This window comes from Stenotrophomonas sp. (assembly GCF_059505245.1).
Genome location: NZ_JCACKF010000016.1, coordinates 44,771 through 67,843, shown reverse-complemented (window position 1 = coordinate 67,843; position 23,073 = coordinate 44,771). Strand labels below are relative to the sequence as shown.

Annotated in this window: 24 protein-coding genes; 17 read left to right on the top strand and 7 right to left on the bottom strand. The window is 68.0% G+C overall.

Translation table 11 applies throughout. The features are described 5' to 3' along the window. Nucleotides 1–93: 93 nt before the first annotated feature. The 3 genes from AC5JLE_RS06790 to AC5JLE_RS06780 all read left to right on the top strand — a co-directional run bounded on the left by AC5JLE_RS06790 (nucleotide 94) and on the right by AC5JLE_RS06780 (nucleotide 1,829). Nucleotides 94–420 carry a low molecular weight protein tyrosine phosphatase family protein gene (locus AC5JLE_RS06790; protein WP_197561281.1) on the top strand — a complete coding sequence of 109 codons (327 nt, stop codon included), beginning with the start codon at nucleotides 94–96 and terminating at the stop codon, nucleotides 418–420. Between the two features lie 106 nt (nucleotides 421–526). Continuing rightward, nucleotides 527–1,081 carry a hypothetical protein gene (locus tag AC5JLE_RS06785; RefSeq protein WP_197561282.1) on the top strand — a complete coding sequence of 185 codons (555 nt, stop codon included), beginning with the start codon at nucleotides 527–529 and terminating at the stop codon, nucleotides 1,079–1,081. A 301-nt stretch (nucleotides 1,082–1,382) separates the two neighbouring features. Next, on the top strand, nucleotides 1,383–1,829 hold the full coding sequence (locus tag AC5JLE_RS06780) for a universal stress protein (protein WP_005411629.1): 447 nt from the start codon (nucleotides 1,383–1,385) through the stop codon (nucleotides 1,827–1,829). A 170-nt stretch (nucleotides 1,830–1,999) separates the two neighbouring features. On the opposite strand, the gene AC5JLE_RS06775 is transcribed toward AC5JLE_RS06780, so the two are convergent. Continuing rightward, entirely contained in the window at nucleotides 2,000–2,284 is a 285-nt protein-coding gene (locus tag AC5JLE_RS06775) for a DUF2782 domain-containing protein (protein ID WP_014038952.1), read from the bottom strand. Nucleotides 2,285–2,381: 97 nt separating this feature from the next. Between AC5JLE_RS06775 and polA the strand changes: the two genes are divergently transcribed. Further along, on the top strand, nucleotides 2,382–5,156 hold the full coding sequence (gene polA / locus AC5JLE_RS06770) for a DNA polymerase I (protein WP_496065141.1): 2,775 nt from the start codon (nucleotides 2,382–2,384) through the stop codon (nucleotides 5,154–5,156). 369 nt (nucleotides 5,157–5,525) lie between these two features. Then, on the top strand, nucleotides 5,526–6,005 hold the full coding sequence (locus AC5JLE_RS06765) for a DUF421 domain-containing protein (protein ID WP_014648862.1): 480 nt from the start codon (nucleotides 5,526–5,528) through the stop codon (nucleotides 6,003–6,005). Between the two features lie 44 nt (nucleotides 6,006–6,049). Here the strand turns inward: AC5JLE_RS06765 and AC5JLE_RS06760 are convergent, their stop codons facing one another. From AC5JLE_RS06760 to AC5JLE_RS06735, 6 genes are all read right to left on the bottom strand, one after another. Continuing rightward, the gene (locus AC5JLE_RS06760) at nucleotides 6,050–7,570 is read right to left on the bottom strand and encodes a hypothetical protein (protein WP_496065140.1); all 1,521 of its coding nucleotides are present in this window, start codon (nucleotides 7,568–7,570) and stop codon (nucleotides 6,050–6,052) included. Between the two features lie 96 nt (nucleotides 7,571–7,666). Next, a complete protein-coding gene (gene hemF, locus AC5JLE_RS06755; RefSeq protein WP_032960638.1) occupies nucleotides 7,667–8,563 on the bottom strand; it encodes an oxygen-dependent coproporphyrinogen oxidase in 897 nt (298 codons plus the stop codon). Nucleotides 8,564–8,601: 38 nt separating this feature from the next. Beyond that, the gene (locus AC5JLE_RS06750; protein WP_032960636.1) at nucleotides 8,602–10,248 is read right to left on the bottom strand and encodes a hypothetical protein; all 1,647 of its coding nucleotides are present in this window, start codon (nucleotides 10,246–10,248) and stop codon (nucleotides 8,602–8,604) included. A 140-nt stretch (nucleotides 10,249–10,388) separates the two neighbouring features. Further along, the gene (locus tag AC5JLE_RS06745) at nucleotides 10,389–10,949 is read right to left on the bottom strand and encodes a hypothetical protein (protein ID WP_049407202.1); all 561 of its coding nucleotides are present in this window, start codon (nucleotides 10,947–10,949) and stop codon (nucleotides 10,389–10,391) included. A gap of 30 nt (nucleotides 10,950–10,979) precedes the next feature. Further along, the gene (locus AC5JLE_RS06740) at nucleotides 10,980–11,399 is read right to left on the bottom strand and encodes an NUDIX hydrolase (protein ID WP_032960632.1); all 420 of its coding nucleotides are present in this window, start codon (nucleotides 11,397–11,399) and stop codon (nucleotides 10,980–10,982) included. Beyond that, complete coding sequence (locus AC5JLE_RS06735) at nucleotides 11,396–13,765, bottom strand: prolyl oligopeptidase family serine peptidase (RefSeq protein ID WP_197562194.1); 2,370 nt, start codon at nucleotides 13,763–13,765, stop codon at nucleotides 11,396–11,398. The genes AC5JLE_RS06740 and AC5JLE_RS06735 overlap by 4 nt, the downstream gene beginning before the upstream one ends. 167 nt (nucleotides 13,766–13,932) lie before the next feature. Here AC5JLE_RS06735 and AC5JLE_RS06730 point away from each other — a divergent pair, with 167 nt between their 5' ends. From AC5JLE_RS06730 to AC5JLE_RS06675, 12 genes are all read left to right on the top strand, one after another. After that, entirely contained in the window at nucleotides 13,933–14,262 is a 330-nt protein-coding gene (locus AC5JLE_RS06730) for a hypothetical protein (RefSeq protein ID WP_005414880.1), read from the top strand. Nucleotides 14,263–14,299: 37 nt separating this feature from the next. Next, a complete protein-coding gene (locus tag AC5JLE_RS06725) occupies nucleotides 14,300–14,953 on the top strand; it encodes an RNA polymerase sigma factor (RefSeq protein ID WP_049404032.1) in 654 nt (217 codons plus the stop codon). Next, nucleotides 14,950–15,165, top strand: a complete 216-nt coding sequence (locus tag AC5JLE_RS06720) for a hypothetical protein (protein WP_014648852.1) — start codon at nucleotides 14,950–14,952, stop codon at nucleotides 15,163–15,165. The genes AC5JLE_RS06725 and AC5JLE_RS06720 overlap by 4 nt, the downstream gene beginning before the upstream one ends. A 213-nt stretch (nucleotides 15,166–15,378) precedes the next feature. Beyond that, nucleotides 15,379–16,776: a cytochrome ubiquinol oxidase subunit I gene (locus AC5JLE_RS06715; protein ID WP_053494556.1), complete on the top strand. Its 1,398-nt coding sequence runs from the start codon at nucleotides 15,379–15,381 to the stop codon at nucleotides 16,774–16,776. 1 nt (nucleotide 16,777) lies between these two features. Then, nucleotides 16,778–17,791 carry a cytochrome d ubiquinol oxidase subunit II gene (gene cydB / locus AC5JLE_RS06710; protein ID WP_032960627.1) on the top strand — a complete coding sequence of 338 codons (1,014 nt, stop codon included), beginning with the start codon at nucleotides 16,778–16,780 and terminating at the stop codon, nucleotides 17,789–17,791. A gap of 217 nt (nucleotides 17,792–18,008) precedes the next feature. Continuing rightward, on the top strand, nucleotides 18,009–18,752 hold the full coding sequence (locus tag AC5JLE_RS06705; protein ID WP_329856798.1) for a beta-ketoacyl synthase chain length factor: 744 nt from the start codon (nucleotides 18,009–18,011) through the stop codon (nucleotides 18,750–18,752). After that, complete coding sequence (locus AC5JLE_RS06700; RefSeq protein WP_014038937.1) at nucleotides 18,745–19,542, top strand: lysophospholipid acyltransferase family protein; 798 nt, start codon at nucleotides 18,745–18,747, stop codon at nucleotides 19,540–19,542. Before AC5JLE_RS06705 ends, AC5JLE_RS06700 begins: the two co-directional genes overlap by 8 nt. Beyond that, entirely contained in the window at nucleotides 19,529–19,786 is a 258-nt protein-coding gene (locus tag AC5JLE_RS06695; protein WP_005411610.1) for a phosphopantetheine-binding protein, read from the top strand. Before AC5JLE_RS06700 ends, AC5JLE_RS06695 begins: the two co-directional genes overlap by 14 nt. A 17-nt stretch (nucleotides 19,787–19,803) precedes the next feature. Continuing rightward, nucleotides 19,804–20,061 carry an acyl carrier protein gene (locus AC5JLE_RS06690; RefSeq protein ID WP_005411609.1) on the top strand — a complete coding sequence of 86 codons (258 nt, stop codon included), beginning with the start codon at nucleotides 19,804–19,806 and terminating at the stop codon, nucleotides 20,059–20,061. 22 nt (nucleotides 20,062–20,083) lie between these two features. Continuing rightward, entirely contained in the window at nucleotides 20,084–20,635 is a 552-nt protein-coding gene (locus AC5JLE_RS06685; RefSeq protein ID WP_046433259.1) for a COG4648 family protein, read from the top strand. Further along, the gene (locus AC5JLE_RS06680) at nucleotides 20,628–22,313 is read left to right on the top strand and encodes an ApeI family dehydratase (RefSeq protein WP_496065139.1); all 1,686 of its coding nucleotides are present in this window, start codon (nucleotides 20,628–20,630) and stop codon (nucleotides 22,311–22,313) included. Before AC5JLE_RS06685 ends, AC5JLE_RS06680 begins: the two co-directional genes overlap by 8 nt. Beyond that, nucleotides 22,303–23,073 (top strand): glycosyltransferase family 2 protein, encoded by a 771-nt coding sequence (locus AC5JLE_RS06675; RefSeq protein WP_014648846.1) that lies wholly within the window; start codon nucleotides 22,303–22,305, stop codon nucleotides 23,071–23,073. The genes AC5JLE_RS06680 and AC5JLE_RS06675 overlap by 11 nt, the downstream gene beginning before the upstream one ends.

Sequence of the window (23,073 nt, the reverse complement as noted above, 5' to 3'; positions counted from 1 at the left end):
AGGGAGGGCTCTGACCCCATCGCGGAATGCACGTGGTTGGGGCCGGAGCCTTTTCCGTTGGAAAAGAGCTCTGCCCCCCATTAGGCTGCGCTCATGACCCGCAATGTGCTCTTCCTCTGCAGCCAGAACCGCCTGCGCAGCCCGACGGCCGAGCAGGTATTCGCCGATTGGCCGGGCATCGAGACCGCCTCGGCCGGGCTGCTGGCCGACGCCGAGGAAGTGCTCAGCCCCGAGCTGCTGCAGTGGGCCGATATCGTGTTCGTGATGGAGCGCGCCCACCGCAACCGGCTGTCCAGCCGCTACAAGGCCTGGTTGAACGGCAAGCGGGTGATCTGCCTGGATATTCCGGATGACTACGAGTACATGGACCCGGTGCTGGTGGAACTGCTGAAGCGCAAGGTCACGCCGTTCCTGCTTTGACAGGCTGTTGTAGAGCCGAGCCCATGCTCGGCTGCTTTTCCGGCCAGAAGCAGCCGAGCATGGGCTCGGCTCTACAATAGGTGGCACTTCTTCCAGGAACGCCCCCATGACCGAATCCACGCTGCACGTCACCGTGAAGTTGAACGCCCGGCTGCAGCCGGAGCACCGCCACGAACTGTTCGAGGATCCGCTCGACGCGCTGCTGCAGGCGGCCCAGGTGGGCGAGCTGACCGGCGGCGGCACCGCGATGTCCGACCTGGGTGAGGTCGAATACGGCGATATCGAAGTGGCACTGGTCGATGCCGCGGGCGTGCCGAAGCTGATCGACCTGCTGGAGCAGCTGGGTGCACCGAAGGGTTCGCAGATACAGGGCGCAGGCGAGGCCGATCGCAGCTTCGGCGTGACCGAAGGCCTGGGCATCTACCTGGATGGCCTGAACCTGCCGGACGAGGTCTACGAGCAGTGCGATTCCAACCACGTGTTCGAGCAGCTGTCCGGGAACATCGACGGCCTGGGCGAGATCTGCAGCTGGTGGCAGGGCCCGACCGAGACCGCGCTGTACATGTACGGCCAATCGTTCGAGGCGATGCGCGATGCGATTGACGAGTTCGTGGCCAGCTACCCGCTGTGCCAGAACGCGCGCATCGTGCAGATCGCCTGAGCGACGTTGTTGTAGAGCCGAAGGTAGCGGCAGGAGCCGCTGCCAACGTCGCTTGCGACGGCCCGAAGGGTGCCGGTCAGGACGACCGGCATAGCCCATGCTCGGCTGCTCTTCCCGCCAGAAGCAGCCGAGCACGGGCTCGGCTCTACAGAAGAGGGCGGGCCGAGCCTGTCCCCCGGACCACGTGACGGTGCGCACACGCCGCTGCGCGGCGCCGGATTGATCCTGCTCAAGGCGCCGCCTCCACATCCGGTGTGCAATGGTGTCGTTCCCATCTGGCAGACCGCCACGGAGCCCCACCATGTACAAGCGCATCCTGATTGCCACTGACGGGTCCGAACTGGCCGACAAGGGCCTGGCCAAGGGCTTGGAGCTGGCCAAGGACCTTAACGCCGAGGTCGATATCGTCACTGTTTCCGAGCCGTGGGCCGTCGGCATGTACGACGCCATGGGCTGGAGCGTGGGCTACATGAACAGCCCCGAATACAAGGCCGACCGCGAGGAAGGCGCGCAGAAGGTGCTGCAGCCGGCGCTGGCCAAGGCCGCCGAGCAGGGCATCACCGCCAACCCGGTGCACGTGCTGGACCGCTATGCGGCCGACGGCATCATCGAGACCGCCGGCGAGCGCAACAGCGACCTGATCGTGATGACCTCGCACGGCCGCCGTGGCGTGACCCGTGTACTGCTGGGCAGCCAGACCGCCGAGGTGCTGGCGCGCAGCACGCTGCCGGTGCTGGTCATCCGCTGATCCATACCCGCTGATTCAAGCGTTCCCGGGGAGGGGACCCGACGCCGGCCGCAGGATGCGCGCCGGCGTTGTTTTTTTGTGGGGGGATCGGGGCCGTGCCGGTGGCTTCGAGGGGGTCAGAGCCCTTTCCGTTGGAAAGGGATCCGACCCCGGTCACAACCCCGGTCACCTCACCAGCTGTACAGCTTCCAGTAGACCGGCGACACGCCGTCCTTGTCGTTGTCCATGCGGCCGTCGCCGTTCTTGTCGTACATGTAGAACGGGGCACCGCGCGACGGGGTCACCTTGACCATGCGCAGCTGGCCGGACACGCGGTATTCCTCGATGGTGTCACCGTTGTCCATGGTGCGCTTGGATACATCCGCGCCCTTGACGTCCACCGGGGGAGCGCCCGCGCCACCCATGCTGGCGCAGCCAGCGAGCAGGAGCAGGGAAGCCAGCATCAGGGTCTTCATCGGCGGGGCCTTTGCCTGGAAAGAGCCCTGATTATGCCCCATCGCGGTGTACGGGCCGTGTCGCCGCGGTGCAGGCACGGGCGCGTAGAATCGGCACATGAGCAGATTAGTCCTGATCGACGGGTCCAGTTACCTGTACCGCGCGTTCCACGCGCTGCCGCCCCTGTCCAATGCACAGGGTGAACCCACCGGCGCGCTGTTCGGCGTGGTCAACATGCTGCGTTCGACACTGAAGGAGCGCCCGGCCTACGTCGCGTTCGTGGTCGACGCGCCGGGCAAGACCTTCCGTGACGACCTGTACGACCAGTACAAGGCCAACCGCCCGCCGATGCCCGATGAGCTGCGCAGCCAGGTCGAGCCGATGTGCCGCATCGTCGAAGCGCTGGGCATCAGCATCCTGCGCGTCCCCGGCGTGGAAGCCGACGATGTGATCGGCACGCTGGCCCTGCAGGGCCTGGCGCAGGACCTGAAGGTGACCATTTCCACCGGCGACAAGGACTTCGCCCAGCTGGTGCGCCCGGGCATCGAACTGGTCAACACCATGACCGGCAGCCGCATGGATTCGGATGCGGCGGTGATGGAGAAGTTCGGCGTGCGCGCCGACCAGATCATCGACCTGCTGGCGCTGATGGGCGACGCGGTCGACAACGTGCCGGGCGTGGAGAAGTGCGGGCCGAAGACCGCCGCCAAGTGGCTGGCCGAGTACCAGCACCTGGACGGCGTGATGGCGGCCGCGCCGGCCATGAAGGGCAAGATCGGCGAGAACCTGCGCGCCGCGCTGGAGCGGCTGCCGCTGAACCGCGAGCTGGTGACCATCCGTACCGACGTGCAGCTGGACGCCAGCCCGACCACGCTGGCCCTGCGCGAGCAGGATGTGCCGGAGCTGACCGAGCTGTATACGCGCTATGGCTTCACCCAGGCGCTGAAGGAGCTGGGCGCGCCGGTGCCGGCACCGGTGGCCGCCAGCGAGGCGACCCCGAGCCTGCGCGGCACCGCCGCTGGCTTCGCCCGTGGCAGCGGCGAGGCGCCCGCCGCCGGCACGCTGGATCCGGCACTGTCCGCGCCGGGTGAGTACGAGACCGTGCTGACCGCCGAGCAGCTGCAGGCCTGGGTCGAACGCCTGCAGCAGGCCGACCTGATCAGCTTCGATACCGAGACCGATGCGCTGGACGCGATGCGCGCGCGCCTGGTGGGCATCAGCCTGGCCGTCGAGCCGGGCAGGGCGGCGTACATTCCGGTCGGCCACGATTACCCGGGTGCGCCGGCCCAGCTGCCCATGCAGCAGGTGCTGGACGCACTGCGCCCGGCGCTGCAGGACCCGGCGAAGAAGAAGCTGGGCCAGCATGGCAAGTACGACCTGCATGTGCTGCGCCGCCACGGCGTGGCGGTGCAGGGCTACCACGACGACACCATGCTCGAGAGCTTCGTGCTCAATTCCACCGCCACCCGCCACGACATGGATTCGCTGGCGCTGCGTTACCTGGGCTACAGCACCATCAAGTTCGAGGACGTGGCCGGCAAGGGCGCCAAGCAGATCCCGTTCTCGCAGGTGGGCATCGACGAAGCCAGCCGCTACGCCGCCGAGGACGCCGACATCACCCTGCGCCTGCACCACGCATTGCAGCCGCAGCTGCTGGCCGAGCCGGCGCTGGACAGCGTGTACCGCAACATCGAGATGCCGCTGGTGCCGGTGCTGGCCAGCATTGAAGCCAATGGCGTGCGGATCGACACCGACGAACTCCGCCGGCAGAGCCAGGACCTGTCCTCGCGCATGCTGGCCGCGCAGCAGAAGGCCACCGAGCTGGCCGGGCGCAGCTTCAACCTGGATTCGCCCAAGCAGCTGCAGGCGGTGCTGTTCGACGAGCTGAAGCTGCCGGCGGTGGTGAAGACCCCGAAGGGCCAGCCCAGCACCAATGAAGAGGCGCTGGAGGCGATTGCCGACCAGCATGAGCTGCCGCGGGTCATCCTGGACTACCGCGGGTTGGCCAAGCTGCGCAGCACCTACACCGACAAGCTGCCGGAGATGGTCAACCCGGATACCGGCCGGGTGCATACCAGCTACCACCAGTCCGGTGCCGCCACCGGCCGCCTGTCCTCGTCGGACCCGAACCTGCAGAACATCCCGATCCGCACCGAGGACGGCCGCCGCATCCGCCGCGCGTTCATCGCCCCGGAAGGTTTCCAGCTGCTGGCGGCCGACTATTCGCAGATCGAACTGCGGATCATGGCCCACCTGTCCGAGGACCCGGGCCTGGTGCGTGCCTTCGAGCAGGGCGCCGACGTACACCGTGCCACCGCCGCCGAGGTGTTCGGGCGCACGCTGGAGGAAGTGACCCCGAACGAGCGCCGCGCCGCCAAGGCCATCAACTTCGGCCTGATGTACGGCATGAGCGCCTTCGGCCTGGCCCGCAACCTGGGCATCGACCGTGGCCAGGCGCAGGACTACGTGGCGCTGTACTTCAGCCGCTACCCGGGCGTGCGCGACTTCATGGAGCGGATGCGCCAGCAGGCCCGTGACCAGGGCTACGTGGAAACCCTGTTCGGCCGTCGCCTGTACCTGAACGACATCCACGCCCGCAACCAGGGCCTGCGTGCCGGTGCTGAACGCGCGGCGATCAACGCGCCGATGCAGGGCACTGCCGCCGACATCATCAAGCGCGCGATGGTGGATGTGGACCAGTGGCTGCGTGACAGCGGGGCGCCGGCACGGATGATCCTGCAGGTGCACGATGAACTGGTGTTCGAAACCGAAAGCAGTTTCGTCGAGGACCTGCGTTTGCAGGTGGTGGAGCGCATGTCGCAAGCGGCCAAACTGCGGGTGCCACTGGTGGTCGACACGGGCGTCGGCAACAACTGGGACGAAGCGCACTGACGGTGTTTCAGGCCGAAAACGACGTGAATTTGTTCATGAGTCGGGTGTTTCTGACTCGACCATGAATGTTGCCCCTATTGAAATTCATTAAATGGGGCCCCTTCACGAACCGTTAGTGTTCGAAGTGCTTCTATAACTCCCGACAGGCGCAACGCCTGTTGTGGATCTCTCCCATCCCCTGGAGCAGATCTCGGAACGGGGACTCCTCCCCAAGTGCCCGTTCCCCGGCCCCGTTGACCTCCCCCTGGTCAGCGGGGCTTTTTATTTGCGCCAACGGAACACACACTGGGGGTCAGATCCCTTTGCCCGCCGGGCAAAGGGATCTGACCCCAGGTGCTAGGCTGGGCCACCGTTCTGCAGGGAAAGACCATGCCCGACCTGTTCGCCCTGGCCATGCCGTGGTGGGAATTCATCCTGCGCGCGGTGGTGGTCTATGTCGTGGTGCTGGGCATGGTCCGGCTGGGCGGCAAGCGGGCTCTGGGGCAGATCACGCCTTTCGACGTGCTGCTGATCGTGCTGCTGGGCAACGCGGTGCAGAACGCGCTGCTGGGCACCGACACCTCGCTGGGCGGTGGCCTGCTGCTGGCGGCCACCCTGATCGTGCTGAACTACGGGGTGGGCTGGTTGACCACCCGGAATCGGCGCATGGAGCGGATGATCGAAGGAGAGCCCACCGTGATCGCGCGTGATGGCCGGCTGTTGGAGGGCGTTCTCCGCCGCGAACTGATCAGCCGGGCCGATTTCGATGCCGCGCTGCGCCAACAGGGCGGCCTGCGGATCGAGGACGTGCAGATCGCCCTGCTGGAGACGACCGGGCACATCACGATCATCGCGCGGAAGAGCACCTGACCTCGTAGCGCCGGGCCCATGCCCGGCTCAACAGGTGCCTGGCCTCAGGGAGCGGCTTCAGCCTTCAGCGCCGGCCAGTTGCGCGTCGCGTCCACATCGCAGGCGACGTGGGTGCCCTTGCCGTCCTTCGCGCAGATCGCAGCCATGGCCTGCGGAATCTTCGGATCCGCGGTATGCGCATACACCGCGGCCATTGCCAGGCATCCTTCGCGCACACCCGCGCTGCACAGCGTCTGGAAGTAGGACCGCGATGCGGCCCATTGTTCGTTTTTGAACAGTGCCTCGCCGGCAACCTTGCAGCCCAGCAGCTTGCCATCGGTGCAGCAGGCCTTGGCGCCGTCCTTGCGGTCCAGGGTCGGGCAGTCCAGCGGCAGGGGGATCTCCACGAAGGCCACCGGCGGTACGCAGCTGGCATTGCCTGAGCCCGGCTTGCGCTCGTAGTAGGCGAAGCGGTTGCCGCCGTCGACGCTGGCCAGGTTTCCGTTCTTCAGCGGCTGCAGTACGAAGTCGCTGCCGACGTCGCGATGGATGAGGATGCGCCCGTCCTGCAGGCTCGCGCGCAGGCGCTGGTCGCGGCCCCCGGCTTCCACCAGGCCACCATCGAGGAAGCGCAGCTGCGAGAGCACGCCGTACTCCGCTTCATAGCTCCCACAGGGCAGCGCGGAAGCCGGCACCGGGGCCAGTGCGGCGGCCGGTACCGAGGCCAGTCGGGCAAGCGCCTCGGCGCGGCCGCAGGCCACGCCATCCGCGCGCTGGGCGCACGACAGCTGCAGCGCGTCATGGGCCTGCAACAGGCGCCCACCACTCCACAGCGCCTCGGCAACGTCGGCGCAGAACGCCTCGCCGTGCTGCTGCCGGCACAGTGCGGCCAGTTCATCGAGCTGCGCGGACGGCAAGACAGGGTCGTTCGAATGCTGCAGGCCGAGCACGGCCTTGCCCATCATCTCGGCGCCGACCACCTCGGCGATCGCCCTGCAGCCCTCGGCATTGAACGACGCCGAATCCTCCTTGCAGATCTCCGGCATCGGCGGCTCCGAACGTGCAGGCGCCGGCGCTGCGTCCTTGGCCTGCCGCTGGTAGGTCTCCAGCAGCTGCATGCAGGCCGCGCCCACGCCTTCGGCGCACCAGGCATGCAGCTTCAGCGGTTCGGCTTCCGGCAACGCCTCCAGGCACTCGGAGGTGTTCATCACGCAGCCGCCCTCGATGGGCTCCGGCATCGTCTTGCAGACGGCGGTGTGCTCGCGGGTGAATTCGCGATAGGGGGTGCTGATCGTGCGATCGTTGTCCGAGAAGTACCAGTTTTCCAGGCGGCCGGTGGACAGGTTGCCGGTGCCGAGCACGTCCTCCTGGCGGGCGATGCGCAGCTGCTCGGTGGCCTGGTAGGGGCCGGACAGGAAACCATGGCCTTCACTTTCGATGGTCAGCGTGGTGTTGCCGTCGACGTCCTTGTAGGTGCCGCAGGCCATCGATTGCGCGGCGGCCGGCAGGCTGGCCGAGGCCAATGCAAGCAACAGCAGGGAGCGCCAGCCCGCGGCGCGGGGGCGGAAGGGAACAGCAGCAGGCATGGGGTCATCCTTGAAGGAGGCAGTGCAGGGCCTGTCCGGCGCGGGGCGCACCACAGGCGTAAGAAGGCGCCACGGATCAGGCGTGGCGCCGGACGATCAGAGCCAGTCGCGTGGCACCAGGTAGTCGGCCAGGCGCGCCTCGGCGCTGCCCGCTTCCGGGGTGAAGCCGTACTCCCAGCGCACCCGCGGCGGCAGGCTCATCAGGATGCTTTCGCTGCGGCCACCGCTCTGCAGCCCGAACAGGGTGCCGCGGTCGTAGACCAGGTTGAACTCCACGTAGCGGCCGCGGCGGTACAGCTGGAACTCGCGTTCGCGCTCGCCATATGCGGCGTCCTTGCGCTGCTGCACGATCGGCAGGTAGGCGTCGAGGAAGCCATCACCGACCGCACGCAGATAAGCGAAATCGCGCTCGAAATCGCCGTGCAGGTCATCGAAGAACAGGCCGCCGACGCCGCGCGTTTCATTGCGATGGCGCAGGAAGAAGTATTCATCGCACCAGCGCTTGTGCGCGGCATAGCGCTCGTCGCCGAACGGCGTGCACAGGTTGCGTGCGACCCGGTGCCAATGCTGCACGTCCTCGTCGAACGGGTAGAACGGAGTCAGGTCGAAGCCGCCGCCGAACCAGCTGGCCACCACTTCGCCGTCGCGCTGCGCCTGGAAGAAGCGCACGTTGGCATGGGTGGTCGGCACGTAGGGATTGAGCGGGTGGAACACCAGCGACACGCCGGTGGCGCGCCAGGAGGCGCCGGCCAGTTCCGGGCGGTTGGCCGAGGCCGACGGCGGCAGGCGGCTGCCGGCCACGTCGGAGAAGCCGATGCCGGCCTGCTCGAACACCGCGCCGTCGCGCAGCACGCGGGTACGCCCGCCACCGCCCTCGGCCCGCTGCCACAGGTCTTCCTGGAAGCGGGCCTGGCCATCGACGGCCTCGATCGCCGCACAGATGCGGTCCTGCAGGTCGGTGAGGTAGGTGCGCACGCGCTCGAATTCGTTCATGGCGCTACTTTACCGCAGGGCCCGGGTAGGCAAGCCCCTTACTGCTTGTGGTTGGGGGTGCGTGGCGCCGGTCCGGTCTGATCCTCGTCCGCCGACTGCTCCTGGACAGCACGTTGCAACGCCTGGCCGAAACCCAGCAAGCTCCAGTTGCGCGTCGCCAGCACGTCACATGCCACGTGGCGGCCACTGCCCTCGGCCTCGCAGACGGCCTCAAGCATGGGGCGGACGTCCACACTGCTGCTGTTCTCCATCACGCTGGCCAGGTTTTCACAGCCTTCGCGGATGCCGGCCTGGCACACCTTCTGGTAGTGCTGGCTGGCCTCGACCCACTTCCCGCCCAGCGCGGCGCGGCTGCCCAGCACATTGCAGCCCTGCATCCTGCCGGCCGCGCAGCAGGCTTCTGCTTCGCCGTCGACCGACGCACGTGGGCAATCCTGCGGGAATGGGATTTCGTCGAACACCAGCGGTGCGCTGCACTGGGCACTTCCCGGCTGTCGCTGGAAGCGCTCAAAACGCATCGAATCGTCCAGCCCCAGCAGGTCACCGTTGGCCAACGGTTGCAGCACGTAGTCACCCCCCAGCTCGTGGCGCATGCGGATTTGGCCGTCCTGCACGCGTGCACGCACCCGCGAACCGTAGCCCACCTCCACCAGTCCACCATCGCCGAATGTCAGTTCGTCCAACAGCCCGCCGGAGGCCACGTAGTGGCCACAGGGCACGGCGCTGGCGGCCTGCGGCAACAGCTCCCCATCCAGCGCCCGCAGTGCAGCCGCCTGCCGGCAGGACGTCTCGTTGCCGCCTTCGCAGGCCATCTGCAACGCCGCCCTGCCGTCCTGCAGATTGCCGGCGGTCCACTGCAGGGTGGCAACCTCCATGCAGAAGTCACTTTCACCCACCTGGGTGCATAGGTCCTGCAGGCGCTGCAATCGCGCGTCGGACAGCGCAGGCTTGGCTGCAGGCGAGAACACTTCAACCATCTTGGCCGCCATCGAGGCGGTGCGGATGGCAGTGGCGACGGCCTCGACCAGCTCTGGCCGCTCTTCCAGGATGGCCATGCAGGCCTCGGTGTCGGCCGCAGGGTCATCCTTGCGACACTGGCGGGGGAAGTCCATCTCGGCCATCTCCTTTTCCATCGTGGCCTGTATCACCGCGATCTGTGCTTCGGTCGGCGTATCGCTGCCGGGGGCCTGGTCAGCCTCGCGATAGCGATCGGGCAGGCGCTGGCACAGAAACGGAACCCCTTCGGCACAGGCCGATTCCAGCGCCGGCAGGCTCAGCTCACGATGATGCCTGTCAAGGCAGCGCTGGGCATCTGCCAGGCAGCTGCCTGGCGCGTGCTCGACCGGGGGCAGGCAAGCTGCTGGCTGGATCAGGCGGTAGCGCGTGTTGCCCTGCTGCAGGACGCGACCGCCACGCTGGACGTTCAGTCCAGATGTAACTCCGAAGGTGAGGTTGACGAGGCTCAGCTCGCCATCGATCTCTTGGACAACGAAGGGCCGATCAGAGATGTGCGTGTTCTTCGCCACCCCGCGGTCAGGCCCATCCACGCGCAGCTGGTTGCCACCGCCTTCGGCCGCGAATAGGCCACAGCGTGGCAGACCGGTTGCGGCCGCCTGCTGCGCCCAGGTCAGCAGCAACAAGGCAATGAAGGCCGGAATCAGGTGGCGTGGGGCGAAAGGAGGCATCTTGGAGCCAGGGCAGAAAGACGCGGGCCACGATAGCCAACCGCCACCGATCCGCAATCAAACCCGCTGCAACGCCTGTGCTGCGGTCACGGCGTCTGAGCCGGGCAGGTTGTTCGCGTCAAAAATGCCGGGGCGAGAGCTCAGCGGAAGCGCGCGCGCACGTCGGGGCGCAGCAGGCGCCAGGCCAGCCAGCCCTGCAGGCCGAGAAGCACGAACGACATGCCGACCACGGTCAGCGTGATCAGCCAGCGTTTCAGCTGCAGCTCCTGCAGCAGGGCCGGGTCATTGGCCAGCAGCGGAATGAAGTCGCCCATGAACAGGTCCAGCCACCAGGCGGCCGCGAAGTTGGTCAGGCCACTCAGCAGCAGCAGTACCACGAAGCTCCACAGGCCCCAGCGCCGTTCGCGCAGCAGGCCCCAGCTGGATACGGTCGAGGCCAGGCACAACAGCGCGACGACCATCGATGCGGCTACCGGGTGCGCCAGCAGCCAGATCAGGCTGTGCAGCTGCTGGTGCTGCACTTCGCTTTCCACCAGGCGCCACAGCGCGAGCTTGTGCAACGGCCACAGCACCAGTCCCTGCAGCACGAAGTAGATCGTCAGCACCAGTGACAGCCAGAACGAGGCCTGTGCGACAGGACGCACCCAGGCGTGATAGGCCGGGGAAGGCAGCGAGGGGATCGACGGGATCGACATTGACATCCGATGTCCTTGCAGTCGGCGCCCGCCTGCTCAGCGGGCCGTCACCCGGGTGGCGACCGCCGGCAGGATATGGTGTTCGCTCAAGGGTGCCAAGGGCAGGCCATGCGGTGGTTGCAGCGGCACCCAGGCCAGTTCGGCAATTTCGGCGCACGCCTGTGGCGTACCGTCCACCTGCACCCACCAGGCCTGGGCCTGCACGCGGTGGCCGGGCTCGTTCACTGCCCAGTCCTCGAACGTGCCCAGTGCGATGGCGGCACCGGTGCACAGCTGCACGCCCAGTTCCTCGTGCAGTTCGCGGGCCAGCGCCTGCAGCGGTGCTTCGCCGGGTTCGGGCTTGCCACCGGGCTGGATGAAGCGGCGGGCACCGTGCTTGCGCACCAGCAGTGCCCGGCCGCGGTCATCCAGGATGACCGCGGCCACGATCCGGATCATGGCCGCGGCGTTGCTCACTTCAGGTTCTGCTCGAACAGCTTGAGGATGCGCTTGTACTGGTCCAGCCAGGAATCGGCACGCACGTAGCCGTGGCGTTCCAGCGGGTACGGTGCGATCGACCAGTTGTCCTTGTGCAGTTCGATCAGGCGCTGGGTCAGGTTCACCGAGTCCTGGAAGAACACGTTGTCATCCATCATGCCGTGGGCGATCAGCAGGTTGTCCTGCAGGTTCTGCGCGTACTCGATCGGCGAGGACACGCGGTACGCCTCCGGATCGATGTCCGGGGTGTTGAGGATGTTGCTGGTGTAGCCGTGGTTGTAGTTGTGCCAGTCGACCACCGGGCGCAGCGCGGCGCCGGCCTTGAACGTGCCCGGCGAACGGAACAGCGCCATGAAGGTCATGAAGCCGCCGTAGGAGCCGCCGTAGATGCCGGCGTGGTCACGGTCGCCCTGCTGGGTGTCGACCAGCCAGTCCAGGCCGTCCTTGTAGTCTTCCAGTTCCGGGTGGCCCATGTTGCGGTAGATGGCCGTGCGCCAGTCGCGGCCGTAGCCCTCGCTGCCGCGGTAGTCCATGTCCAGCACGATGTAGCCCTTCTGCACCAGCAGGTTGTGGAACATCTGCTCGCGGAAGTAGGCCGGGTAGCGCTGGTGCACGTTCTGCAGGTAGCCGGCGCCGTGCACGAACATCACGATCGGGTACTTCTTCCCCGGTTCCTTGTTTTCCGGCTCGTAGTACTTGGCCCAGACCACGCCGGCACCGTGCCTGGACGGTACCGCGACCAGCTTCGGCTGGATCCACTGGCGTGCCTTGTAGTCGGCGGTGCGGGTGTCGGTCAGCACGCGTGCCTGGCCGCCGGTGCTGGGCAGCACCGCCAGCTGCGGCGGCAGGTAGGCACCGGAGTAACGCACCAGCAGCTGCTGGCCATCCGGCGACAGCGAGAAGTCTTCCACGCCGTTGAGGCTGGTCAGCTCGCGCACCTGGCGGTTGCCGGTGTCGACCGCGCAGACTTCGTAGTCATGCGGCGCCTGCTGGTTGCACAGGAAATAGAAGCCCTTGCCATCGGCCGACGGCACCGGTGCCGAGGTTTCCCACTTGCCGCTGGTCAGCGCCTGCGGCTTGGCGGTGCCGGCCTGGGTGTACAGGTGCGAGAAGCCCGATTCCTCGGACAGCAGCCACAGCGTGCGGCCATCGGCCATCCAGCCGAAATCGTTGAAGCCCCAGTTGATCCAGGCGTTGTCGGTCAGGCGGTGGCGGTTCTGCACGCGACCGTCGGCGGCGTTGACGCTGATGATCCAGCGGTCCTTGTTGTCGTTGGCACGCAGCATCACCGCGGCCTGCTGGCCGTCGGCGCTCCAGCGGATGCCGCCGCCCATGAAGTCGCTCATCACCTGCACGCTGCGCTCGCCCTTCAGCGCATCCTTGCCGGCCTTGCGGCGCAGCTCGGCCAGCGGGTCGGTGCTGATGCCCGGCAGGCTGGACAGCGAGACTTTCTCGGCCTTGCCGGTGCGCACGTCCACGTACCACAGGGTGTGTGGCTCGAAGCCGTTGCGGCCGACGCGGGTGCGGGTGTCCTCGGTTTCCTCGTAGCCCGATTCGGTCACGTACAGCGGCATCTTGCTGGTGCGGCCGTCGTCGAAGTCCTTCGGCTTGGTCACCACGATCAGGTGGGTCAGGTCCGGCGACAGCACGCTGTCACCGATCTCGACGTCGGCGCCCAGGTACACCGGGCCCGGTGCGCGGGTCGGGTCGGCCTGGCGCCAGCGCTGGTCCTGGTCCTTCAATGCCTCGCGCTGCTCGCGGTCGCGGCGCAGGGTTTCCAGCGTGCGCAGCTGCTGGTCGCGCAGCACGTCGGCCTTCGGCGGCGTACGCGGGTCCTTCTCGGCCTTCAGGCTGGCCACCTGCTGCACGCCGCTGGCGGCGGTCCAGTGGAACCAGTTCTGGCCGACGCGCCAGATCACGCCGTTGTCGGCGGCAAAGTTCACGTTGCCCGCGCGCTCGTTGCTGCGGGTGAGCTGGGTCAGCGCGCCGCTGCGCAGGTCGCGCACGAACACATCGCCATTGCGCACGAAGGCGCTGCGGCTGCGGCTGCGGTCGTAGACCGGCTCGGCCACGTCCAGGGTGCCGCGCTGGTCATCGGCCACCTGCGCGGCCACGCCACCGGCTACCGGCTGGCGGAAGGTATCGCGTACCGGGCTGCCGTTGCGCTTGAGCTGGTACTCCACCTGCTGGCTGTTCCACGACCACCAGGCCTTCTCGACCGGCGGACCGATCCAGTCCGGGTCGGCCATGGCCTGTTCGATGGTGATCGGCGTCGGCGCGGCATGCGCAGCCGGTGCGGCCAGCACGGCCGACAGCAGGAAGGACAGGGGCAGCACTCGGGACATGGGCGGACGGCACCAGTAGAGGAAACCGGGCAAGCGTAGCAGCCGCACGGGCCCGGGGCAGGGGCCACAGGTCATGGCAGCGGGATTGGCAAAGTGGTGCAACCGGTTGCCGTGGTCGCGCATCCATTCTCCTGAACCCGCATCATCCATCGAACAGGAGCCCGACCATGCAGGAACTGATCCCGATCACCCTCTTCATCTGCATCGCCTACGCGATCCATGCCATTGCCGATGCGCGCGCGCGCAGCAAGCTGGTGGCCCCGCACGTGCCGGAGGAAGTGATCCGCTCGCTGGCCGTGCTGGAAGAAGAGCGGCGCCGCCAAGGGGCGTTGCGCTGGGGCATCAGCCTGGTCTGCCTGGCCCTGGCCATGGCCCTGCTGGAGGCCATCGGTGCGCGTGACCTGACCTTCGGTGCCGCTGCCGCGCTGGTCGGCAGTGCCGGCCTGGGCCAGCTGCTGGCCTGGCACTTCACCCGTCCGGCCGCACGCAAGGGCTGAGCCGGCGCATGCCACGGGCACAGGGGGCGCCCCGTAGATGAGCCTGCTCGGCGAAGCACTGTCGGCACTGCGGGGCCGTCGCCGCCACGATGCAGTATCGGCGGCACCGCCCGCCGAGCCGCTGGACGCGGACCAGGCCCTGGTGCGGGCCATCATCGATGGCTCGCAGTCGGCCTTCGCGCAACTGGTTGAAGCCCACCAGCGCACCTGCGCGCATGTGATCGGACGCATGGTGGGCGACCGCGACCAGGTGGCTGACCTGCTGCAGGAAACCTTCCTGGCCGTGTTCCGCCAGCTGCACCGGTTCCGCTTTGAATCTTCGTTGCGTACCTGGGTTTCGCGGGTGGCCTACACCACTGCACTACAGCACCTGCGCCGGCGGCGGCTGGAGGCGCAATGGATGGTGGCGGTGGAGGTGCCGGAGCAACTGGGGATCGGCGATGAAGGCCCCGGGCCCGCCGAGTTGAGCGAGGCGCTGCAGGCCGGGCGCCAGCTCGGCGCGGCACTGGAACGGCTGAGCGCGCCGCAGCGCCTGATCGTCGGCCTGCATTACCTGGAGGATTTCGATCTGGCCGAGATCGAGCAGGTGACCGGACTGGCACGCGGTACCATCAAGAGCCACCTGCACCGCGCGCGCCAGGTCCTGAAGCAGGAACTGACGCGGCATGCCACTGTCGGAGAGCTGCTGTGAACCCACCCACCGATCCTCGCGATGCGGAAGCGCGCGTGCTGGCACAGGCGTTGCGCGAGCAGGCGCAGCAGGAAGCAACGCCGGATGTGAGCGAGGCGCTGCAGAAGCGCATTGCCGCTGAGTCGCGCGACGGTGGCGTGGGCTATGTGGTGGTGCAGGTGCTGTTGTTTGGCGCGCTGCTGGCTGCAGCGGCCTGGTATTTCTGGCTCTGAGGCGCCCTCCGGGCGGTGGGCCGTTCCAGTCGCCGTTGGCAGATGCCGACCTGGGTCGGCGGTTGGGCGTGTGTGCCAACCAAGGCTGGCAGCTACCAGAACGGTTGACCCCTGCGACAAAGTGAAGCAGCGCGTCACCCGGTCGCATCCCACCTTAACGAAATCCTCCTAAAGTGGTCCGGTATCCCACCGGTCGCAGGCAGGAGGCGTCCCTTGGACGCGTTGTTGTTGTCCCGGATCCAGTTCGGATTCGTCATCAGTTTCCACGTGCTGTTCCCGGCCTTCACCATCGGCACGGCCAGCTGGCTGGCCTTCATCGAATGGCGCTGGCTGCGCACGAAGTTGCCCGTGTGGCGCGAGCTGTATTTCTTCTGGCAGAAGATCTTCGCGGTGTCGTTCGGCATGGGCGTGGTCAGCGGCATCGTCATGGCCTTCCAGTTCGGCACCAACTGGCCGCGGCTGAGCGAGGTGGCCGGTACGGTCATCGGCCCGCTGCTGACCTACGAGGTGCTGACCGCGTTCTTCCTGGAAGCCAGCTTCCTCGGCGTGATGATGTTCGGCTGGGGCCGGGTCTCGCCGCGCCTGCATTTCCTGTCCACCTGCATGGTGGCGCTGGGCACGTTGTTCTCCACGTTCTGGATCCTGTCGTCCAACAGCTGGCTGCATACGCCTGCCGGCTACGAGATGGTCAACGGCATCGTGCATCCGGTGGACTGGTGGCAGGTGGTGTTCAACCCCTCGTTCCCGTACCGCCTGGCGCACATGGCGCTGGGCTCGTTCATCACCACCTGTTTCGTGATTGGTGGCGTCGGTGCGTGGTACCTGCGCAGGGGCACGCACGTGGAAGCGGGCCGGCGCATGCTGATCGCGGCGGTGGCGTTCGCCGCACTGACCGTGCCGGTGCAGATCTTCGTCGGCGACATGCATGGCCTGAACACGCTCAAGCACCAGCCGATGAAGATCGCGGCGATGGAAGCGCACTGGCATGAAACCCGGGAAGGCGAGGGCGTGCCGCTGGTGGTGTTCGCGCTGCCCAACGAGAAGGAAGAGCGCAACGATTTCGAAGTGGCCATCCCGAAGCTGGGCAGCGTGATCCTCACCCACAGCCTGGACGGCACCTTCGACCCGCTGACCTCGGTACCGGCCAGCGAGCGGCCGCCGGTGACGCCGGTGTTCTTCGCCTTCCGCATCATGGTCGGGCTGGGCACGCTGATGCTGCTGTTGGCCTGGGTGTCAGCGTTCCAGCTGTGGCGCAGGAAGCTGCTGGATTCACCGTGGCTGCTGCGCGGATGGAACTGGATGCTGCCGAGTGGCTTCATCGCGCTGCTGTCCGGTTGGTTCGTCACCGAGATGGGGCGCCAGCCGTGGGTGGTGTACGGCGTGCTGCGCACCGCCGATGCGGTTGGCCCCCAGAGCGCGTGGATGACGGCGTTGTCGCTGGGCGTGTACGTGGTCGGCTACGCCTTCGTGTTCGGCTGGGGCATCTGGTACCTGGTGAAGATCCTGCGCCACGGGCCGCAGCCGTATGCCGAGGGGCCGTCGCTGGACCATGGCAGCCACACGCCGGCACGCCCGCTGTCGGCGGCCGACGAACCGCTGGAGGAGCGCTGACATGGACCTGATGACCTGGCTGCCGGTGGCGTGGTTCGCGGTGATCGGCTTCGGCGTGCTGATGTACGTGGTGCTGGACGGCTTCGTGCTCGGCATCGGCATCCTGGCCCCGTTCGCCGAGGACGAGGAGCAGCTGGACCTGATGATGAACACCGCCGCGCCGATCTGGGACGGCAACGAGACCTGGCTGGTACTGGGCGGCGCCGGGCTGCTGGCGGCGTTCCCGAAAGCCTATGCGGTGCTGTTGTCGGCGCTGTACCTGCCGGTGCTGCTGCTGGTGGTGGCGCTGGTGTTCCGCGGCGTGGCGTTCGAGTTCCGCTTCAAGGCACATCGTTCGCGCCGGCTGTGGAGCGTGGGGTTCGGCCTGGGCTCGCTGCTGGCCACCTTTGCCCAGGGCGTGATCCTGGGCACGCTGGTGCAGGGCATCCCGCTGGTGGACGGTGCCTACCAGGGCGGCGCGTTCGCCTGGTTCAGCCCGTTCGCGATGCTGACCGGTGCCGCGCTGGTGGCCGGCTATGCGCTGCTGGGCAGCACCTGGCTGATCCTGAAGACGGAAGGGCGCGTGCAGGCGCTGGCGCGGCAGATGACCCGCCCGCTGGTGGTGGCGGTGATCGCGGCGATGGGCCTGGTGAGCAGCTGGCTGCCGTTCCTCGATTCGCGGTTGATGGACCGCTGGTTCAGCGACGGCAACTTCTGGTGGCTGTCGCCGGTCCCCCTGCTGACCCTGGCGGTGGCGGCCGCGCTGTGGCGCAGCGCGACCCATCCGCGCCGCGACCTGCCGCCGTTCCTGCTCAGCCTGGCCCTGTTCGTGCTCGGCTTCCTTGGCCTGGTGCTGGGCATGTGGCCCTACCTGCTGCCGCCGTCGATGACCCTGTGGCAGGCCGCCGCGCCGGCCTCCTCGCTGGGCTTCACCCTGGTCGGGCTGGTCATTCTGCTGCCGGTCATCCTCGGCTACACGGCGTGGTCATACCGGGTGTTCCGCGGCAAGGTGCACGCCGACACCGGTTACCACTGATCGTTTGAATGCGGTGCCGGCCGGTGCCGGCCCCCGCGTTGGGGAATGTGAAACCTGCACACCCCGCGCAGGACGTGCTAGCGTGCGCTCCTTTCCGGCGGCCAGGGGGGCAGCCGGCGACGTCCTGGACGGACGCACGGCTGCAGGAATGGGGGGCCGCCGCGCGTCGCCGTAATGGCTCGTGCCTATCGTTCTCCCGTTGAAGCACCATCGCTAAATGATCGAATTCTCCATCGTCGACTGGGCCGCCTGGGCGCCCGGCCTGAGCGAGCGTAGCCAGTGGCTGGGCTGGGCCGATGCGCCGTATCCGCCGCAGGGCGAAGACACGCCGGCGTTGGCCGAGATCCCGGCGATGCAGCGCCGCCGCATCGAGCGGCTGGGCCGGATGGCGATCCAGGCTGCCTGCTGGTGCGAGGACGGGCAGGGCGCTGACAGCCAGGTGCCGCTGGTGTTCGCCAGCCGCCACGGCGACGTGGCCCGTTCGATGGACCTGCTGGGGGCGCTGGCCAGCGATCAGCCCCTGTCCCCCACCGGGTTCGGCCTGTCGGTGCACAACGCGATCGCGGCGCTGTACTCGATCGCCCGCGGCCACCGCGGCAACTACCTGGCGCTGGCCGCCGGCCAGGCCACGGTCGAGACCGCCTGCCTGGAGGCCGCCGGGCTGCTGGCCGATGGTGCCCGCGAAGTGCGGGTGGTGGTCTATGAGTCGCCGCTTCCTGAAATTTACGCGACGTTTGCCGACGAACCCGACCCGTTCTTTGCCTGGTGCTGGCGTTTGACCGCGCCGACAGCGGGCCAGCCGACGCTCTCGCTGCAATGGGAGGCGGCGCCGGAGGCCACCGCCACCGCCCCGGGCACGCTGCCGCACGCGCTGGACCTGCACCGCTTCCTGCTGTCTGGCGCGCCGGCGCTGGAGCATGTGGCCCACGGCCAGCGCTGGCGCTGGGGACGCCGTGGCTGAGGCGCTGCGCCGCCTCGATCATGCCTGGCGGGTGTTCGGCACCGGCCTGAGCTTCGCCGCATTTGGCGTGGGCGGCCTGCTGCTGGGCGTGCTGGTGATGCCGGTGCTGCTGCTGATGCGCGACCCGGTGGTCCGCCGCCGCCGGGCCCGCCGCGTGGTCCAGGTCGCCTTTGCCAGCCACCTGCGCCTGATGCGTGCGCTGGGGGTGATGACCTACCAGATCGAGGGCGGGGAACGCCTGCAGCGCGACGGTTTGCTGGTTCTGGCCAATCACCCGACCCTGATCGACGTGGTCTGCCTGATTTCGCTGCTGCCCAACGCCGATTGCGTGGTGAAGCGGGCCGTGGCCTGCAACCCGTTCATGCGCGGCCCGGTGCGGGCGGCCGGCTACATCGCCAACGATGACGGGGCCGGCCTGGTCGACGACTGCGTAGCGGCGGTGCATGCCGGCGGTACCCTGGTGATCTTCCCGGAGGGCACCCGCAGCGTGCCGGGCCAACCGCCGCGGCTGCAGCGCGGGGCCGCCAACATCGCCGTCCGCGGCCGGCTGGACATCACCCCGGTACGGATCACCTGCACCCCGCCCACGTTGACCAAGGGACAGAAGTGGTATCGTGTCCCCTCACGTCGCTTTCACGTTCGGCTGCAGATCGGCGAAGATATCCCGATCGCGCCCTTCCTGGCCGATGACGACTCGCCAAGGGGGGATGCCTTGGCAGCACGCCGCGTCACCGAGCACCTTTCTCGTTATTTCGACCTGTCTGGAGATCCGCCCCGTGCAAGCACTTGAGCACGAGATCAAGGAATTGATCATTTCCTCCCTTTCGCTGGAGGACATCACGCCGGAGGACATCGATCCGACCGCGCCGCTGTTCGTCGAGGGCCTCGGCCTGGATTCGATCGACGCGCTGGAACTGGGCTTGGCGCTGCAGAAGAAGTACGGTGTCAGCCTCTCGGCCGATTCGGAAGAAACCCGTCGCCATTTCTCCAGCGTGCGCGCGCTCGGCGAGTTCGTCGCCGCCCGCCAGTCGTAACGGCGCCAGGAATTGCCATGACCAAGAATGAACTGTTCGAACGCATCGTCAGCATCCTGACCGACAGCTTCGAGATCGAAACCGCCCGGATCACCCCCGAGGCCCGCCTGTACGACGACCTGGACATCGACAGCATCGATGCGGTCGACCTGATCGTGCAGCTCAAGCCGCTGCTCGGCCGCAATCTGCAGCCGGAAGCGTTCAAGGCCGTGCGCACCGTGCAGGACATCGTCGATGTCGTGCATGGACTGCTGCCGGACCAGGCAGCCGCCTGACCGCAGCGCCGGCGGCTTCGCCATGGCTCGCGCACGTACCGTCGTGGTGGCAGCGATTTCGCTTGCCTACCCGCTGCTGGTGTACCTGGCGATGGGCCGTTTCGAGCCGCGCTGGCTGTCGCTGCTGCTGTTCACCCTGGCCCTGCTGCGTGCACTGAGCACGCGACAGCCGCTGTGGTGGGCCGCCGCCGCTGGCACCGGCCTGCTGGCGGTGCTGGCCACCGTGCTCAACCAGGCCCTGCCGCTGAAGCTGTACCCGGCGCTGGTCAACGTGGTGATGCTGGCGGTGTTCGGCACCAGCCTGCGCTTCGGGCCGCCGCTGGTGGAGCGCCTGGCGCGGCTGCAGGAGCCGGACCTGCCGCCGTTCGCGGTGGCCTATACCCGCCGCGTCACCCAGGTGTGGTGCGGCTTCTTCGTTCTCAACGGCAGCCTGGCCCTGCTGACCGCGCTGTACGCGTCGGACCGGGTCTGGATGCTCTACAACGGATTGTTGGCGTACGTGATGATGGGCGTGTTGTTCGCAGGGGAGTGGCTGGTGCGGCGGCAGGTGAAGGCGGCGCACGCGCATGGCTGAGTGGATTGCCCTGGACCGGCTGCTGCTGGAGGCACGGCCGCAGCGCAGCGTCGGCCTGTGCGACGGCGAGGTGATCGACCATGCCGGCTTCCGCCAGCGCGTACTGGCCTGGCGCGCCGCCTTTGCGGCCGCCGAAGGCCGCGACTGGGCCCTGTACTTCGATGATGCCGTGGCCTTTGCCGCCGCGCTGTTCGGTGCCTGGCATGCCGGCAAGCGGGTGTTCCTGGCCGCCGACAACCTGCCAGCCACGCTGCAGGCGCTGCAGCCGCAGGTGAGCGGCTTCGCAGGCGACGTGTCCGCCGACTACCGCTCGCTGGTGGCGCTGGACGCCGCGCTGGACGATGAGCTGCAGGCGCTGGACGAGCGCGCCTGCGAGCTGTGCGTGTTCACCTCCGGCAGCACCGGCCAGCCCAGTGCGATCGGCAAGCGCCTGGACCAGCTGGCGCGCGAGGTGGAGGCGCTGCAGGCCGCGTTCGGTGCGCAGATGGAGGGTGTGCAGGTCCATGGCACGGTGTCCCACCAGCACATCTACGGGCTGCTGTTCCGCGTGCTGTGGCCGCTGGCCGCCGGCCGCCTGATTCATCCGCGCCGGTTCTTCCACGAAGACCTGGTGGGTGCGCTGGCCGGTACCGATACGGTGCTGGTGGCGACGCCGGCCCACCTCAAGCGCCTGCCCGGGCAGCTCGACTGGGCCAGCCTGCATGGCCGCCTGCGCGCGGTGTTCTCCTCCGGTGGTCCGCTGCCGGAAGACGCAGCGCGGCAGGTGCGGCAGTGGCTGGGCGTGCCCCCGACCGAGGTCTATGGCAGCAGCGAGACCGGCGGCATCGCCTGGCGCCGCTGGGACATCGACCTGCCGCCGTGGCAGCCGCTGCCGGGCGTGCAGTGGCGCATCGACGATGGCTGCCTGGCGGTGGCCTCGGCGCACCTGGACACCCCCGGTTGGTGGCGCACCCAGGACCGTGTCGAAGCCCTGGCCGACGGCCGCTTCCGCCTGCTGGGCCGGGCCGACCGCATCGTCAAGATCGAGGAACGCCGGGTGTCGCTGGATGCGCTGGAACGCGCGCTGCGCGAAGACGCCGAGGTGGATGACGCGCGCGTGCTGGTGCTGCCCGGGCAGCGCGAGCAGCTGGCCGCCGTGGTGGTGCCGGCCGATCCGGCGCTGCTGGAGGGCGGCGACGCTGCGCGGCGGGCGCTGGGCCAGCGCCTTGGCGCCCGCCTGGCGCATGCGCATGACGCAGTGACCCGGCCGCGTCGCTGGCGCCTGGTGCAGGCGCTGCCGATCAATGCGCAGGGCAAGGTGACCCAGGCCGCGCTGGCGGCGCTGTTCCAGCCGTTGATGCCGGTGCCGGCGTGGGATCACCGCGATGCCGCCAGCGCCACCCTGCGCATGACCCTGGACCCGGCGCTGCGGCCGTTCCAGGGCCACTTCCCGCAGGCGGCAATCCTGCCCGGCGTGGCGCAGCTGGACTGGGCGGTGCGCTTCGCCCGCCAGGCGTTTGTGATGCGGGGCGCGTTCGTGCGCATGGATGCGGTGAAATTCCAGCACGTGGCCCGCCCCGGTGACGAGTTGACCCTGCAGCTGGACTGGGATGCCGCACGCAACGTACTGGCCTTCCGCTACACCTCCAGCCACGGTGTGCATGCCAGCGGCAGGGTGGTTTTCGCTGATGCGGACTGATCCGGCCGTTGCCGGTGCCGCATTCGCGCCACTGGTGGTGATCCCTGTCTACGACCACGAGCACGCCATCGCGGCGGTGGTCGATGGCGTGCAGGCTGCGGGACTGCCCTGCCTGCTGGTCGACGATGGTTCGCACGATGGGTGCGCGGCGGTGCTGCGCGCGCTGGCACAGCGCCAGGGCGTCGACCTGCTGCGCCTGGACGTCAACCAGGGCAAGGGCGGGGCGATGCTGGCCGGCTTTGCCGAGGCCGGCGCGCGTGGCTACAGCCACGTGCTGCAGATCGATGCCGACGGCCAGCACGATACCACTGACCTGCCACGCTTCATCGAAGCCGCGCGCGCCCATCCCGAGGCGGTGATCTGCGGCATTCCGGCTTACGACGCCAGTGTTCCCAAGGCGCGCCTGTATGGCCGCTACGCCACCCACATCTGGGTCTGGATCAACACGCTGTCGCTGCACCTGCGCGACACCATGTGTGGCTTCCGCGTGTATCCGCTGCCGCCGGTACTGCGCCTGATCGGTGAAGAGACCATCGGCCGGCGCATGGATTTCGATACCGAAGTGATGGTGCGGCTGTACTGGCGGCAATTGCCGGTCGAGCACCTGGCCACGCGTGTGACCTATCCATCCGATGGCGTGTCGCACTTCGATGTGTGGCGCGACAACGTGCGCATCAGCCGCATGCATACCCGCCTGTTCTTCGGCATGCTCTGGCGTGCGCCGCGGCTGCTGTGGCGCCGCCTGCGGGGGCAGCGCTGA